Source organism: Chromobacterium paludis (genome assembly GCF_008275125.1).
Lineage (GTDB): Bacteria > Pseudomonadota > Gammaproteobacteria > Burkholderiales > Chromobacteriaceae > Chromobacterium > Chromobacterium paludis.
In genome coordinates this window covers 3,647,455-3,661,369 of the sequence record NZ_CP043473.1, presented here as the reverse complement: position 1 = coordinate 3,661,369, position 13,915 = coordinate 3,647,455, and the positions used below count along the sequence as shown (strand labels likewise).

Here is a 13,915-nt window from a genome sequence, read left to right as displayed (position 1 = left end):
ACACCGCGGCCACATTCGATTAAACCAGGACCATGCCGCAAGCGAACCAAGGTGCGATGAGCGACTCCCCTTCCAGCCCCCCGCCCGCTGCCGAAGCGCCGCGCCAATCGCGCGCCGCGCCGCAGCGCAACTACGACAATCCCTACGCCAAGCGGCTGTTCCTGATCATTGACAGCCTGCCGCAAATGCAGCGCGCGCTGGCGATGACGCTGTCGTCGTTCGGCGCCAATTCCGTCGAGTACGCCAGCAAACCCAGCGACGCGCTGGCCAAGATGGCCAAATTCGAATTCGACGTGGTGCTGTGCGACTACGATCTGGGCAATGGCTACGACGGCCTCTACCTGTTTGAGGAAATCAAGGCGCGCAATCTGCTGAAACAGTCCTGCGTGTTCATGATCGTCACCGGCGAACGCCGTTCTCAAAGAGTGATTTCCGCCGCGGAACTGGCGCCGGACGACTATCTGCTCAAGCCCTTCACCGGCGAAGTGCTGCGCGCGCGGCTGGAGCGCGCCATGCGCAAGCGCGAAGCGTTCCGCCCGGTGGACGAGAACATCCTGCGCCACGAATACCTGAGCGCCATCGATACCTGCAAGCGCAAGATTGAGCAAAACGATGAATTCGCCTACGACTTCATGCGGCTCAAGGCCTCTCTGGCGCTGAAAATCCAGGACTTCGACACCGCCCGCGACGCCTATATGCAGGTGTTGCGCGTCAAGCCCGCCACCTGGGCCAAGATGGGCCTGGCCAAAGCCTTGGCCGGACTCAAATCGTTTGAGGAAGCCCGGCTGCTGTTCGAAGCGGTGCTGGCCGACAACAATCAGCTCATGGAAGCCTATGACTGGCTGGCCAAGCTGTACCGCGCCAACGGCGACCTCAAGCGCGCCCAGCAGATGCTGCGACAGGCAGCGGACAAGTCGCCCGTGGTGTTCGCCCGCCAGCAACAGCTGGCCGAGGTGGCCATGCTGAACAAAGACTTGGCCACGGCCGAGACGGCCTACCAGCAAACGCTGGACATCGCCAAGTACACCTGGCACCGCAGCCCCACCCACTACGCCACGCTGGCGCGCATCCAGCTGGCGCGCGGCGATACCGCCACCGCCGGCCGCACCCTGGGCAATCTGCGCCACGACTACCGCTACAACGAAGAGGCGGAATGGCTGGCCGGCGTGGTGGATAGCCAGCTGCAAGCCAAAAACGGCAATCCCGACAAGGCGGCCGAACTGCTGGACGCCGCCGACGAGCGCTTCCGCCAACTCTCGTCCAAGCTGGGACAGGATGCCCAGTTGGAGTACGCGCGCGCCTGCTACCAGCAAGGCCGCGAGGATCGCGGCGATGCGGTGATGGAGTTCCTGATCCGCAATCACCACGACGACGAGGACATGCTGGCCCGCTTCGGCGACATGTTCGAGGAAATCGGCCTGGGCGCGCAGGGCCACCAGCTGATTGCCAACAACGTCAAATCCGTGGCCGAACTGAACAACCAGGCGGTGCACCTGGCGCAATCGGGCGAATTCGAGGCGGCGATCGAGCGCTTCATCAAGGCGCTGGAGGAAATGCCGCAGAACGTGCAGATCATGCTGAACCTAGTCAGCTCCGTGCTGGCCTACGTCAGCCAGAACGGCTGGCACGAAAGCCATATGCGGCGCGCCTACGAGCTATTGGGCAAAGCGCGCGAGCTGGCCCCGACCAACAACAAGTTCCAGAAGATCCTGCAGTCCTGGCGGCTGCTGGTCAACAAGATGGACAAACCGCAATGGGTGATTTGAGCCGGCTACGCGTGCTGGTGGTGGACGACGAACTGCTGGCGCGGGAGAGGCTGCGCCAACAGCTGACGGACCTAGGCGTGTTGCAAGTGCACTGCCAGGGCGATGGCCAGGCGGCGCTGGACTGGCTGACGCGCCATCCCGCCGACGTGGCCTTGCTCGACATCTGCATGCCCGGGCAGGACGGCATGGCGCTGGCCCGCCAGCTGCGCCAGCTGCCGCAGGCGCCGCAGCTGATCTTCAGCACCGCCCATGATGAATACGCGGTGGAGGCTTTCGAGCTGAACGCCGCGGACTATCTGCTCAAACCGGTGCGGCGCGAACGGCTGGCCGAGGCGCTCAGGCGGGCGCTGGCCCGCGTCGGCGCCCGCCTGGAGGCGCCTTGCTTCGTGGTGCGCCAGCGAGGACGGCTGCTGCATGTGCCGCTCAGCGAGGCGCGCTACCTGAAGGCGGAGCTGAAATATGTCACCCTGGTCACCCGCGACGGCGAATACCTGCTGGACGAACCGTTGGTTGCCCTGGAAGAGCAGCTGGGCGAAGCCGTGTTGCGCATCCACCGCAACTGCCTGGTGATGCGCGAGGCCGTGCAGGAACTGACCCTGGCCGGCGACGAGCAATGGCAGATCCACCTGCGCGACATAGACGCGCCGCTGGCCGTCAGCCGGCGCCAGATCCCCGCGCTCAAGCGCGCGCTGGCCGGTTCCAGCGTGGTACGTACTATTACTTAAACCGCGCTTTCCCTGATTTATTGCTAAAAAATAGACCTCCCTTCTTATAGAATCAGTCATTGCCGAATTTATGTCGATGGTTTTAACATGCAAGCAAGACTGGTTTATGCTGGTTGCATAGCTCTATGGCTGATGCTCAGCGCGCTCGCCGCGTTGTCCATCGCCAGCCGCACCCTATTGGGCGCCGAGCAGCAATTCAACAGCCAGTTGCAGCAAGTGACCGAGCAGTTGAAACAGCGTCAGCTGACCAATGAAACCGTGCTCGACAGCTATGCCACCTTCAGCGCGCTGGACCATGGCGGCGAAACCCGGCAAAAACACCCCTTCGTGCTGCAATTGCTGCGCCGTTATCCGCAAATCATCGCCCTCGCCCACCTCGAACGCGTGCCGGTCAGCCAGCAGGCCGATTATGAACAGCGGCTGCGCCGCGAATATGGCCGCGCGTACCGGCTGCACGCCTTTCAGGGCGGGGAAAAGCCAGCTCCGGGCCAGGAGGCGTACTTCCCGCTGATGTTCGCCGAGCCGCAATCCACGGCTAATCTGCAATTGGTGGGCTGGGATGCATGGCAGCAATCCCAGCTGCGCGACGCGCTGGACGAAACGATGAACAGCGGCCGCACCACCCTGTCCCGCCAGTTGAACGTGCCTCAAGGCCAGACTGCCTATGCGCTGCTGCGCGGCATCGATACCCGCCAGTCCGGCGGCGTGCAGGACCTGCTGCCCAAGCACTTCGCCCTGCTGTTCATCCGGGCCGACTCCCTGCTGCCAAGCGATCTGAACTTGCCCATAGGCATGGAGCTAAGCATCCGTCACCGCGACGACCCGCAGCCGCCGCCAGACGGCTTGGCCCTGCGCCTCGGCGCGGATCACGCCAGCGCGATGGAGCGGCTGCTGTTCCCCAAGCTGGAGGCGACCCAGCAACTGGGCGGCAGCAACCAGCCGCTGATCCTGACCCTGCGTTGGCAGCAAGGTTGGGCGCAGATCGGCCTGTTCGAGTGGTCGGTCTGGCTGATGCTGTGCCTGCTGCTAGGCATCGGCCTCGCCGCTGCCGGCTACAGTTTCGTGCGCAGCAGCAATCTGCGCCGCCAGCGCGAAAACCAGTTGTTTCACCTGGCCAACCACGACAGACTCACCGGCCTGGCCAACCGCAACTTGTTCTATGACAGGCTACAGCACGCCATCAGCCGCGTGGACCGCAACGGCAAGCGCCTGGCCTTGCTGTTCCTGGACCTGGATCGCTTCAAGCCGGTCAACGACACTTACGGCCACGTGGTGGGGGACCGGGTGCTGCAGCTGATTGCCGCCCGCATCCGCGAAGTGGTGCGCGACGAAGATACCGTGGCGCGCATAGGCGGCGATGAATTCGTCATCCTGATGGAAGATGTCGAATCGAACCGCGAGGCGGACAAAGTGGTCGAGCGCTTGAAGCAGGCCATTCACCAGCCCTATCAGGTCGATCATCACCGCGTCATGGTGGGTGTCAGCATCGGCACTGCCTATTACCCCGAAGACGGCCTATTGATAGACGAGCTGCTGGCGGTAGCCGACCGCAAGATGTACGGCAACAAGCAATCGCCCAGCCGCCAGTCCGAAGCCGTGAATTGATTGTCTCTTCCCAGCCAAAACGCGCCGCCCTTATCCAGGAGCGGCGCGTTTTGCATCGAGCGCAGGGTCAAAAGTCGCTAACTCAGTCGTTAGCGCGCCTGAGCCAAAGCCTGCCTAAGTAGGCAGTCACATCATACGGCCAGGTGAGGCAACGCAAGATCAGGGGTCGGGTTAGCGGGTTTTAAAGCAGACTCAGCTCCACTTCGATATTGCCGCGCGTGGCATTGGAATACGGGCAGATGCCGTGCGCGCTGTCGATCAGCTTCAAGGCAGTCTCGCGCTCCAAGCCCGGCAACGACACCGCCAGCTTGGCGGCAATGCCGAAACCATGGGCGATCGGCCCGATGGAAACCTGCCCTCTCACCGCCACCTCGGCCGGCAAGCGAACGCCGGCTTGCTGTGCGGCTACCTTCAGCGCGCCGATGAAACAGGCGGAATAGCCCGCGGCGAACAGCTGCTCCGGATTGGTGCCCTCGCCGCCCAGCCCGCCCAATTCGCGCGGCGTGCTCAATTTGACTTGCAGCGCCTTATCGCTGGACTCCGCCCGTCCATCACGGCCCCCCGTGGCGGTGGCTTCGGCGGTGTACAGCACTTTTTGCAGAGGATTCATTTTGCAGCTCCTGAGACATCCCGCCCGAGGCGAGAAATTGTTTACTATTAAATAGCACGCTATATTTTAAAAAAAACCGCCAGGGCTCTACAGCAGGCGGTCGCGCAGATCGCACAGACTCTGGCGCAAACGCGCAATCTCGTCTATCTCCAGTCCGCTGCGGCACACCAGCTGCACCGGAATCTGTTCGGCTTGCCTGCGCAGGGCGCGCCCCGCTTCGGTCAGCGCCACCACCACGACCCGCTCATCACTGGCCAGCCGCTGCCGCGATACCCAACCGGCAGCCTCCATGCGCTTCAACAACGGCGTCAGCGTGGCGGAGTCCAGAAACAGCCTGTCGCCAATATCTGATACCGAGCGCTGGTCCTGTTCCCATAGCACCAGCAATACCAGATATTGCGGATAGGTGATGCCCAGCGGCTTCAGGCTGTCGCGGTAAACCTTGTTCATCGCCAGAGAGGCGGAGTACAAGGCGAAACACAGCTGACTGTCCAACTGCAGCATTTGGTCCGGGGTCGGGCATGGGTCAAGATGAGTCATGTCCGCATGATAAATAGTACACTATTTAATTGCAAGCTATTTCACCCAAAAATCGACGCCGCCGGACGCGCGGCGGCATCGAATCAGGCGGCCACCTTCACCGGCCCGCGTCCCAGCTCGGCCAGAGAGCGGCAGACTTGCAGCCATTCCGGCAAGGAGCGCACCCCCTGCAACAGAATGCGCGCCAGCGATTCGTTGCACACGGCCGGGCCAAACTGCATCAACATCTCGTGCAGGGCGAAACGCAGGGTGTGGCTGTCGCGCAGCAAGGCATTCACTTCCTCATGCACGTCCGGGAAAGCCCGCATGCAGCCCTGCGCATCCAGCTGCACCTGATGGCGCGGGCAAAAACCGGAGCGGATCAAGGCCGTATCGGCATCGATGTCGTCGGCGAACAACTGGGCGCTGTGCTGCAAATAACCGCAAGCAATGATCAGGCTTTCCAGCGAATGCGGCGTGGCGGTGTTGCCGCCGGCAATCAGTTTATTCATGTGGCTTCTCCTCATATTGATATTTTTGGCGCATATTTCAGCATCACTCTCAACGCCATGACAATGGTAGGAAACCATTAGAAAGGAGTTTTTACTCCATATTAACAACATGCCCCTTCACGCTGACAATGGCTTGCAAGAGGCTTACCATCTTTGACTTTCCTCGGCGGAACTTGTCATGCATATCGTCTATCTACACGGCTTCAACTCCGGTCCCCAATCCTTGAAGGCTGGAGAAACCGCGGCCTGGCTGGGCCGGCATGCGCCTGACGTCGCGCTGCACTGTCCGCGGCTATCGCCGCACCCAGCCGAGGCGATCATGCAAGCCGAGACGCTGCTGCGGACTTTGCCGCCGCAAACGCTGCTGATCGGCAGCTCGCTGGGAGGCTTTTACGCCACCTGCCTGGCGGAGCGCCATGGCCGCCCCGCCGCGCTGATCAATCCTGCCGTGCGCCCGGACCGCGATCTGGCGCGCTTCGCCGGCGAGCAGACCAATCCTTACACCGGCGAGGTCTACACCCTAGGCGAGGCCGATCTGCAAGCCTTGCTGGCCCTGCGCGTGGCCAAGCCCTCTCCCGGAAGGCACTGGCTGCTGCTGGGCAGCCGCGATGAGGTGCTGGACTGGCGGGAGGCCGCGTGCCACTACCCCGGCAGCCGCCAGTCCGTATTCAACGGCGACGACCACAGGCTGAACAACTGGCCCAAGGTATTGCCGGCGGTGGTGGAATGGGGGCGCGCGCAATTGTCCAGCGCGTCTTGACACCCCGTTCAGCCCTGCCGGCTTGCCGGCGGCGGCGCGGACGGCCACACTGAAACGTCATTTTTCTAGGAGCAAGCCATGGGCCAGAGAATCGTTTTCGACGCTACCGGCGGACCGGAAGTGCTGCGGCTGGAAAGCGCCGGGATCGGCAACCCGGGGCCTGGCGAAGTGCGGCTGCGCCACACCGCCATCGGCGTCAACTTCATCGATACCTATCAACGCAGCGGCCTGTACCCGCTGGCGCTGCCCAGCGGTCTGGGCAGCGAGGCGGCCGGCGTGGTGGAGGCGGTGGGCGCAGGCGTGACCGGCTTGCATCCAGGCGACCGCGTAGCCTATGCCAGCGGCCCGCTGGGCGCCTACGCCGCCGAACGGCTGATCGGCGCCGAACACCTGGTCAAGCTGCCTGATGGCGTGTCGGACGAAACCGCAGCCTGCGCCATGCTGCAAGGCATGACTGTGGAATATCTGGTGCAGCGCGCGTTTCCGGTGCAGCCGGGACAGACCGTGCTGTGGCATGCCGCCGCAGGCGGCGTCGGGCAGATCGCGCTGCAATGGCTATCCGCGCTGGGAGTCCACGTCATCGCCACCGTCGGTTCCGCCGCCAAGGCCGACATTGCCCGCCGCCTGGGCGCGGCCCATGTGATTTTGTATCGTGAGGAAAACGTGGCGCAGCGCGTGCGCGAGATCACCGGCGGCCGGGGCGTGCCGGTCGTGTTCGACTCCGTCGGCAAGGATACTTTCGAGTCGTCTCTGGACAGCCTGGCCCCGCGCGGCATGATGGTAAGCTTCGGCAACGCGTCCGGCGCCGTGCCGGCGGTGGCGCCGCTGGAACTGACCCGCCGCGGCTCGCTGTTCCTGACCCGGCCCCGGCTGGGCGACTACATCGCCACGCGCGCCGAGCTGGAGGCCTCATCGGCGGCCCTGTTCCGCCGCTTGCAGGACGGCACGATCCGGCTCTCGCCTTCGCATCGCTATCCGCTGGCGGAGGCGGCGCAGGCGCACCGAGACCTGGAGGCGCGCCTCACCACCGGCTCGGTGATTCTGCTGCCTTGAGCCGGCCTCAGTCTCCCAGCAGCACGGGCGGCTGACACCAACCCGCATCGCGCCGCCTATCGCCATCGCAGCGCTCGTCCTGCGGCTGGCAAGGCGGCGGCTTGCGCGCGCAGTCGGCGCCGGGCAGCCGTTCATTGACGCATTGCCGCCTGGCTTGGCCAACCGCGCCCTCGCAAGAGGCCTGCGCGGCGACCAGCGCTTCGCAGCGCTTGGCGTCGCGTTGCCGCTGGCAGTTCAAAGGAGGCGTGTAGTAGGCGAGACAATCGCGCCGGCGCGCCGAGTCCAGATCCTGGCAACTGAGCGCGCCCTGGCGGTACAGCTGGCAGCGTTGCGGCGCGATGGCCTGGCTGCAATCCCCTTCCGCGGCGGCGGGCGCCTGCCCGCACAGCAGGCCAAGCGACAGCATCATCGCGGCCCGCGAATCTTTCCACCAACTGGCGTTCCCCTGCGGCTTCATCACGGCGATCCTTTTCCGATCGGCCGGCGAGTGGGCAGCCATGCAGCGGCATGGCGCGTGCTACGCGGCCCGCGGTTTTATTCGGACTGGTTGTGCTCCAGCTCCTGCTTATGCTTATCCTGCCAAAAATTGGGATTGTTGGGTATGGTTTGCGGATGGCCCTCGGGAGGAGGGGGCATGCGGAAGCGGCCGCGCGCGGGATCGAAGCCGCCGTCGCCGTTGCGCTCGGCCTCGCGCAACTGCAGCTGTCTCAGCCGGCGCGCTTCCTTGCAGTCCAGGCTTTCACCGCAGGCGGCGCGGCGTTGCATCTGGCTCCACACCATTCTGTCATGCGGCGGCGGCGCCTTCGGCGGGCGCGCCCAGGCCGCCTGTGCCATCAACAAGCCGCCGCTCAGCAGAATGATCAGAAACTGTTTCATGTCGCCATTTTACCCGGTACGCGAACCATAGGGCAGCTTTGCGCCGCCAGGTTCCGATAATGCGGCGAGCGCCAGTCGCCCGCCTTTCACTGCTTGTTCAAAGTCTTTGCGGCCGCGTCCAATTGCTGATGCAGCGCAGTAGGGGAAGTGGCCGTCGCGGCATGGGCGTTTGGCACATCCGCGCGGCGATGAAAAAGGCTTTTCAGACAACAACGTCGCGGCCTGCCGGCCCGCTTACACGAAGCGGCCGGCAGCCGCGCCTCTCAGCCTTGTTACAAGCCTAAGCACAAGCATTTGCTCAGACATCAACCGAGGCCTCACAATTGTTAAGGACTGTGGCGCGACGCGCCGACTTAACATCTGTACAAACAAGCCGGGACAGCGCCCGCGCGCCTGCGCTTAAGCTGCCAACCGGAACCCTGAAGGAACAGCCCATGGAACACAATAAAATCCTGGTCGTCGACGACGATGCCAAGCTGCGCGAACTGCTGACCCGTTACCTGACTCAGCAGGGCTACAGCGTGGAAACGCTGCCCGATCCGAAAGACCTGGACCGCAAGCTGGCGCGCAACCGACCGGACCTGATCGTGCTGGACGTGATGATGCCGGGCGAAGACGGCCTGGCCGTGGTGCGCCGCCTGCGCGCCCAGGGCGAGACGCTGCCGGTGATCATGCTGACGGCGCGCGGCGAAGACATCGACCGCATCCTGGGCCTGGAAATGGGCGCCGACGACTATCTGCCCAAACCGTTCAACCCGCGCGAGCTGACCGCGCGCATCCAGTCCGTGCTGCGTCGCCATCACGCCACGCCGGCGCTGGCCGCCCAACACAATGCCGACGACGTGGTCGAGTTTGGCGAATTCACGCTGAACCTGGGCCAGCGCGAGCTGCGCCGCTCCGGCCAGGCCGTGGCGCTGACCAGCGCGGAATTCGCCGTGCTGTCGGTGCTGGTGAGCCACCCGCGCCGCCCGCTGACGCGCGAGCAACTGATGGAGCTGGCGCTGGGCAAGGGCAACGGAGAATCGCTGGACCGCAGCATAGACGTGCACATCTCCCGCCTGCGCAAGGCGCTGGAGAACGGCGACAGCCCCCTGCGCTATATCCAGACCGTGTGGGGCTACGGCTATGTGTTTGTGCCAGACGGCTCGCCCAGGGAGTAAGTCTTGATACGCAAGCTGTTCGGCTCGCTGTTTTTCCGGCTGGCGCTGCTGGTGGTGACCGTGGTGATCGTCACCCAGGTTTTCACCATCTCGCTGGCCAGCAATGAGCGCCACAAGCTGCTGGAGCGCCAGCTGTACATCCAGGTGCTGGACACGCTGTCCTTCCTCGAAGATTCGATGACCGGCATGAGCGACGAGGAAAAGCAGGCGTTTCTGCTCAACTACAACCGCCCCGGCCTGCCCAGCCTGCTGCCGTTCAGCGCGGACCGCGGCCAAACCTTCGCCCCGGAGCTGCCCAACATCGGCGCCATGCTGGCGCAGCGCCTGTCGCAAGACCTGAACGAACCCATCCAGGCCCATTACGCGCGGCGCGACGACCACGGCGAGCTGTGGGTGCATGTGCACGTGTTGGATCAGCCTTACTGGCTGGTGATTCCGTTCGGCCGCTACCGCGACCGCATGATAGGCACCATGCTGCAGGCGTCCTTGCTGGCCGCGCTGTTCGCCACCATCCTGGCCTCGCTGTTCGCCTGGCGCATCACCAGGCCGATCAGCCAGGTGGTGCGGGCCAGCCGCCAGCTGGCCGGCGGCGCCATGCCGCAGCGGGTGCCGGAAAGCGGCCCGCGCGAGGTCAAGTTGTTGGCGCACAACTTCAACAGCATGGCCCTGGCCCTGGACAACGCGGCGCGCGAGCGCCGGCTGATGCTGGCCGGCCTGTCGCATGATCTGCGCACGCCGCTGACCCGGCTGAAGCTGACGCTGGAATTGCAGGAGGCCAGCTCGGATCAGCACGACATGCTGTCCGACATCGACGAGCTGTCGCGCATCGTGCGCCAGTTCATCGACTTCGCCCGCGCCGAGGAAAGCAACCAGATGGTGCCGGTGGCGCTGGCCGACCTGGCCGCCAGCGTGGTGTCGCGCTTCCGCCGCGAGGGCATGGACGTGAGGCTGGACATCCGCGGCGAGCCGGAGCTGCAGGCGGACGCGCTGGCGCTGGAGCGGCTGTTGAGCAATCTGCTGGAAAACGCTCGCCGCTACGGCCGCCCGCCGGTCCAGGTGCGGCTGGAAAAAATCGCGCAGGAAGCGGTGCTCAGCGTGATCGACCACGGCGACGGCATTCCGGCGGCCTTGCGCGAGACCGCTCTGGCGCCGTTCGAGCGGCTGGCCGAACACCGCGGCACCGACGGCGGCAGCGGCCTTGGCCTCGCCATCGTCTCGCGCGTGGTCAAGCAGCATGGCGGCAAGCTGGAATTGTCTGACACCGAAGACGGCGCCTTCCAGGTGGCTATCCGCCTGCCGCTGGACGAAGCGGTCAACGAAAGCGCAGCCGCCTCCGCGGACCCGGCCGTCTGAGTCCGGGGCCGCCGGCCTAGCGGGAGGCGGCCGCTAACGCCGCCAGCCCAGCGGCGCCATCAGCGCGGCCACCCGCATGAACAAAAAAGAGCCGCCCCATAGCGCGGCCAATAAGACCAGCAGGCCAGACTCGCGCTTCAAACCGACCATGCGGCCCGCTCCTCGCCGGCCAGGCAGGCGGTTTCCCAGCCTATCAGATCCAGCTTGCGCGCTTCGCCCCAGCGGTATTGGCCCACGGCGCCTTCGGCGCGGATCACCCGATGGCAGGGAATCAACCAAGCCACCGGATTGGCGCCCACCGCGCCGCCCACCGCGCGCGCGGCGCCTGGCCTGCCCATGCCGGCGGCCAGCTGGCCGTAGCTGACCAAAGCGCCATAAGGCACGCTCAGCAAGGCGCGCCAAACCTGGATCTGGAAATTGCTGCCCTGCACCCGCAGGGCCAGCGGCGCGCCGCCGCGCTCGGACAAGGGCGCGAACAGGCGTTCGCGCAGGGCGGCATCCCGCCCCGGCCGCCAACGCAGTTCGGCATGCGGCCATTGCGCGCGCAGCCAGGCTTCGCCGGCCGCTTCTTCGGCGACGAACTGCAAGGCGCAGACGCCGCGCGCGGTTTGCGCCAACAGCGCCGGGCCGAAACGGCTGGCCTCGACGCTCCAGGCGATATCCAGCCCGGCGCCGCCGCGCTGGTATTCGCCCGGCGTCATCGCCTCCAGCGTGACGAACAAATCATGCAGCCGCCCGCCGCCGGATAGGCCCAACTCATGCGACAGCGGCAGCAGGGCCGCGCCGGCGGCCAGCCGCGCCTTGGCCGCCTCGCAAGTCAGTTGCTGAATGAAACGCTTGGGGCTGACGCCGGCCCATTGGGTGAACAGGCGCTGCAACCGCGATTCCGACAGATGCAGCGCGGCGGCCAGATCGGCCAGCTGCGGTTGTTCGCCGGCGTGCGCCACCAGATAGCGGATGGCGTCGCGCACGCGGCCGTAGTCGCGGCCGCTTTCCGGATCGGCGTTAGGCAGGGTTTCCATCTCAGGCCTCCCGGTTCAGCCTCAAGGCATAACAGCCATGGGCGGGGAAGCGCAGCATGGCGAAAACAATGTCCGTACGCGCTGCCCATTGGTCCAAACAAGTTTGAAGGGCGGAGCGCGGCAGGATGGCCGCCTCGATGATGGCTTGTTCCGCGTCATAGGCGCGCAGCGCCATCCGCTCGCCTAGATAGGCGCCGCTCCCCGCCAACAAGGCCTCCAGCGATGGCAGCGCGGCGGCATCCGGCTGAGCGCCCAGAAACACCGGCCCGTACTCCTTGTACGGCCCGCTCTGGCGAAACGGGCTGTAACTCGCCAGCAGCAGCGCCTCGCCTGGCCGCGCCCGCGCCAGAAACGCCTCATCCAATGCTTCCATCCGCCACGCCATCGTCCGCTCCCCAAGATTCGTCATGATGCCCGAAGTCTAGGGAGGCGGCGGCGCGGCGGCGACCCGATTCTTGCCGAAATCAACCGGTGTAGAGCAGGGAGTACTGGATTTCCGACAGCGCCTTGGGCACGCGGATGAAAGACAGGGGCATGCCCAAGAGCCGCGCCAGATGGGAGGTGGAGAACAGGCCGCACAGCTCGTGGTGGCCGTTGACCGGGTTCACTTCCACCACCAGCGCGTGCTGCCGCCCCAGCTGCTTCATGGTGGCGACCAGCTGGCCGACGCTGGCCGCCGCCACATCCTCCAGCCGCAGGGCGTCCAGCTTGTCGCGCGGCGTCATCACGTCGGATACCTGGATGTCGGCATGATGCTTGCCGTGCTCCTTCATGCACTGGATGGGCCGCTCGCCCAGCAGGTCCACCGCGGTGACGATGCCGAGCAGGCTGCCTTCGGCGTCATGCACGAACAGGAGGCGGATGCCGTGGCTGATCATGCGCTGATGCGCCTCGCGCAGGCCGGCGTCGCCGCGGATGCCGATCGGATTGACCAGCCTGAGATCGGTCATCACGCTCAAGGCGGGACTGCTCATGCCTATGGGGGGGTGAGCACGCTGCTCCAGTTGCACCAGATCGGTGGTGCGTGGCAGAGTCAGCGTGGGCAAGGGTTGATATTCTGTTGCCATGACGGTTCCTCGCAGGGCGCATTCAAAAAACGAATCGGGCAGGCCCGCCCGTCGCGGCCCGCCCTCATTTAAAGGTAGTGGAAAAGCCGCCCCCCAGGCGGAAACTTTCCGTCAAGAACCTGACTCATTTTTGTCTTTGTTTGAAATCATGCGAGCGTTCATGAAGCCTATTTCCCGGCTGGAAAACCATGCCAAAAGCTTGAAAAAAGTCTCCCTCGCGCTGTGCCTGCTCAGCGCCGGCGCCGCGCATGCCGATGGCTGGAACTATCCAGGCTGGCATGACGACGCCGCCACCCGCGTCAAGGCGCTGGCGCTGCTGCAAACCGTCAATGCCACCCTATTGAGCCATCCCAGCGCCACCCGCACCTTGCAGCAATGGTGCGAGGCGCATCGCCTGGCCGTAGAGCCGCGCATCCGCGCGCTGCGCGACGCGTCCATCCGCAAGCCGGCCGACGCGGAAGTGCGCGCCCAGCTGCAAGTGGGGCCGGACGAAGCGGTGGGCTATCGCCGCGTCGAGCTGGCTTGCGGCGAGCGCATATTGTCCGAGGCCGACAACTGGTACGTGCCTTCTAGGCTGACGCCGGAGATGAACAAACTGCTGGACAGCACCGACACGCCTTTCGGCACCGCCGTGCGCGCGCTCAATTTCACGCGCCGCACCGAGAGCGCCAAGCTGCTATGGTCGCCGCTGCCGGCGGGATGGGAAACGCGGCCGCTGCCCGCGGCAACGGGCAAGGCCGGCCTGGAGATTCCGGAGCAGGTGCTGCAGCACCGCGCCGTGCTGTACAAGGATGGCGGCACGCCATTCAGCCTGGTGGTGGAGACCTATCGCCGCGATCTGTTCGCTTTTTCGCTCAACGCCACGCAACAACCCTGAAATCCGCGGT

Annotated in this window: 16 protein-coding genes; 8 read left to right on the top strand and 8 right to left on the bottom strand. The window is 65.0% G+C overall.

Annotated features, from left to right (window positions below; all coding sequences use genetic code 11):
• Positions 1–56: 56 nt before the first annotated feature.
• The 3 genes from FYK34_RS17370 (at position 57) to FYK34_RS17360 (ending at position 4,096) form a co-directional block, all read left to right on the top strand.
• Entirely contained in the window at positions 57–1,766 is a 1,710-nt protein-coding gene (locus FYK34_RS17370; RefSeq protein WP_149298627.1) for a response regulator, read from the top strand.
• Positions 1,754–2,491, top strand: coding sequence for a LytR/AlgR family response regulator transcription factor (locus tag FYK34_RS17365; RefSeq protein ID WP_149298625.1), 738 nt, complete (start codon positions 1,754–1,756; stop codon positions 2,489–2,491). The genes FYK34_RS17370 and FYK34_RS17365 overlap by 13 nt, the downstream gene beginning before the upstream one ends.
• Before the next feature lie 132 nt (positions 2,492–2,623).
• The gene (locus tag FYK34_RS17360; RefSeq protein ID WP_168209790.1) at positions 2,624–4,096 is read left to right on the top strand and encodes a sensor domain-containing diguanylate cyclase; all 1,473 of its coding nucleotides are present in this window, start codon (positions 2,624–2,626) and stop codon (positions 4,094–4,096) included.
• A gap of 181 nt (positions 4,097–4,277) precedes the next feature.
• Here the strand turns inward: FYK34_RS17360 and FYK34_RS17355 are convergent, their stop codons facing one another.
• From FYK34_RS17355 to FYK34_RS17345, 3 genes are all read right to left on the bottom strand, one after another.
• On the bottom strand, positions 4,278–4,706 hold the full coding sequence (locus FYK34_RS17355; RefSeq protein ID WP_149298621.1) for an organic hydroperoxide resistance protein: 429 nt from the start codon (positions 4,704–4,706) through the stop codon (positions 4,278–4,280).
• A gap of 87 nt (positions 4,707–4,793) precedes the next feature.
• Positions 4,794–5,210, bottom strand: a complete 417-nt coding sequence (locus tag FYK34_RS17350; RefSeq protein WP_231137307.1) for a MarR family winged helix-turn-helix transcriptional regulator — start codon at positions 5,208–5,210, stop codon at positions 4,794–4,796.
• A 119-nt stretch (positions 5,211–5,329) separates the two neighbouring features.
• Positions 5,330–5,737 carry a hypothetical protein gene (locus FYK34_RS17345; RefSeq protein ID WP_149298617.1) on the bottom strand — a complete coding sequence of 136 codons (408 nt, stop codon included), beginning with the start codon at positions 5,735–5,737 and terminating at the stop codon, positions 5,330–5,332.
• A gap of 178 nt (positions 5,738–5,915) precedes the next feature.
• Between FYK34_RS17345 and FYK34_RS17340 the strand changes: the two genes are divergently transcribed.
• Both FYK34_RS17340 and FYK34_RS17335 read left to right on the top strand, forming a co-directional pair.
• Positions 5,916–6,497, top strand: a complete 582-nt coding sequence (locus tag FYK34_RS17340; RefSeq protein ID WP_149298616.1) for a YqiA/YcfP family alpha/beta fold hydrolase — start codon at positions 5,916–5,918, stop codon at positions 6,495–6,497.
• Between the two features lie 78 nt (positions 6,498–6,575).
• Positions 6,576–7,550: a quinone oxidoreductase family protein gene (locus FYK34_RS17335; protein WP_149298614.1), complete on the top strand. Its 975-nt coding sequence runs from the start codon at positions 6,576–6,578 to the stop codon at positions 7,548–7,550.
• 7 nt (positions 7,551–7,557) lie between these two features.
• Here FYK34_RS17335 and FYK34_RS17330 read toward each other — a convergent pair whose 3' ends face one another.
• Positions 7,558–8,007, bottom strand: coding sequence for a hypothetical protein (locus tag FYK34_RS17330; RefSeq protein WP_149298612.1), 450 nt, complete (start codon positions 8,005–8,007; stop codon positions 7,558–7,560).
• 77 nt (positions 8,008–8,084) lie between these two features.
• Positions 8,085–8,426, bottom strand: coding sequence for a hypothetical protein (locus FYK34_RS17325; RefSeq protein ID WP_149298610.1), 342 nt, complete (start codon positions 8,424–8,426; stop codon positions 8,085–8,087).
• 434 nt (positions 8,427–8,860) lie between these two features.
• Here FYK34_RS17325 and ompR point away from each other — a divergent pair, with 434 nt between their 5' ends.
• Together ompR and FYK34_RS17315 are read left to right on the top strand one after the other, a co-directional pair.
• A complete protein-coding gene (gene ompR, locus FYK34_RS17320) occupies positions 8,861–9,586 on the top strand; it encodes an osmolarity response regulator transcription factor OmpR (RefSeq protein WP_149298607.1) in 726 nt (241 codons plus the stop codon).
• A gap of 3 nt (positions 9,587–9,589) precedes the next feature.
• Entirely contained in the window at positions 9,590–10,939 is a 1,350-nt protein-coding gene (locus FYK34_RS17315) for an ATP-binding protein (RefSeq protein ID WP_231137306.1), read from the top strand.
• 137 nt (positions 10,940–11,076) lie between these two features.
• On the opposite strand, the gene FYK34_RS17310 is transcribed toward FYK34_RS17315, so the two are convergent.
• From FYK34_RS17310 to FYK34_RS17300, 3 genes are all read right to left on the bottom strand, one after another.
• On the bottom strand, positions 11,077–11,961 hold the full coding sequence (locus FYK34_RS17310) for a methylated-DNA--[protein]-cysteine S-methyltransferase (RefSeq protein WP_149298605.1): 885 nt from the start codon (positions 11,959–11,961) through the stop codon (positions 11,077–11,079).
• 1 nt (position 11,962) lies between these two features.
• Positions 11,963–12,334, bottom strand: a complete 372-nt coding sequence (locus tag FYK34_RS17305) for a DUF1203 domain-containing protein (RefSeq protein ID WP_168209789.1) — start codon at positions 12,332–12,334, stop codon at positions 11,963–11,965.
• A gap of 91 nt (positions 12,335–12,425) precedes the next feature.
• Complete coding sequence (locus tag FYK34_RS17300; RefSeq protein WP_149298601.1) at positions 12,426–13,028, bottom strand: CBS domain-containing protein; 603 nt, start codon at positions 13,026–13,028, stop codon at positions 12,426–12,428.
• 160 nt (positions 13,029–13,188) lie between these two features.
• Between FYK34_RS17300 and FYK34_RS17295 the strand changes: the two genes are divergently transcribed.
• Positions 13,189–13,905, top strand: a complete 717-nt coding sequence (locus FYK34_RS17295; RefSeq protein ID WP_231137305.1) for a chorismate--pyruvate lyase family protein — start codon at positions 13,189–13,191, stop codon at positions 13,903–13,905.
• Positions 13,906–13,915 lie beyond the last annotated feature (10 nt).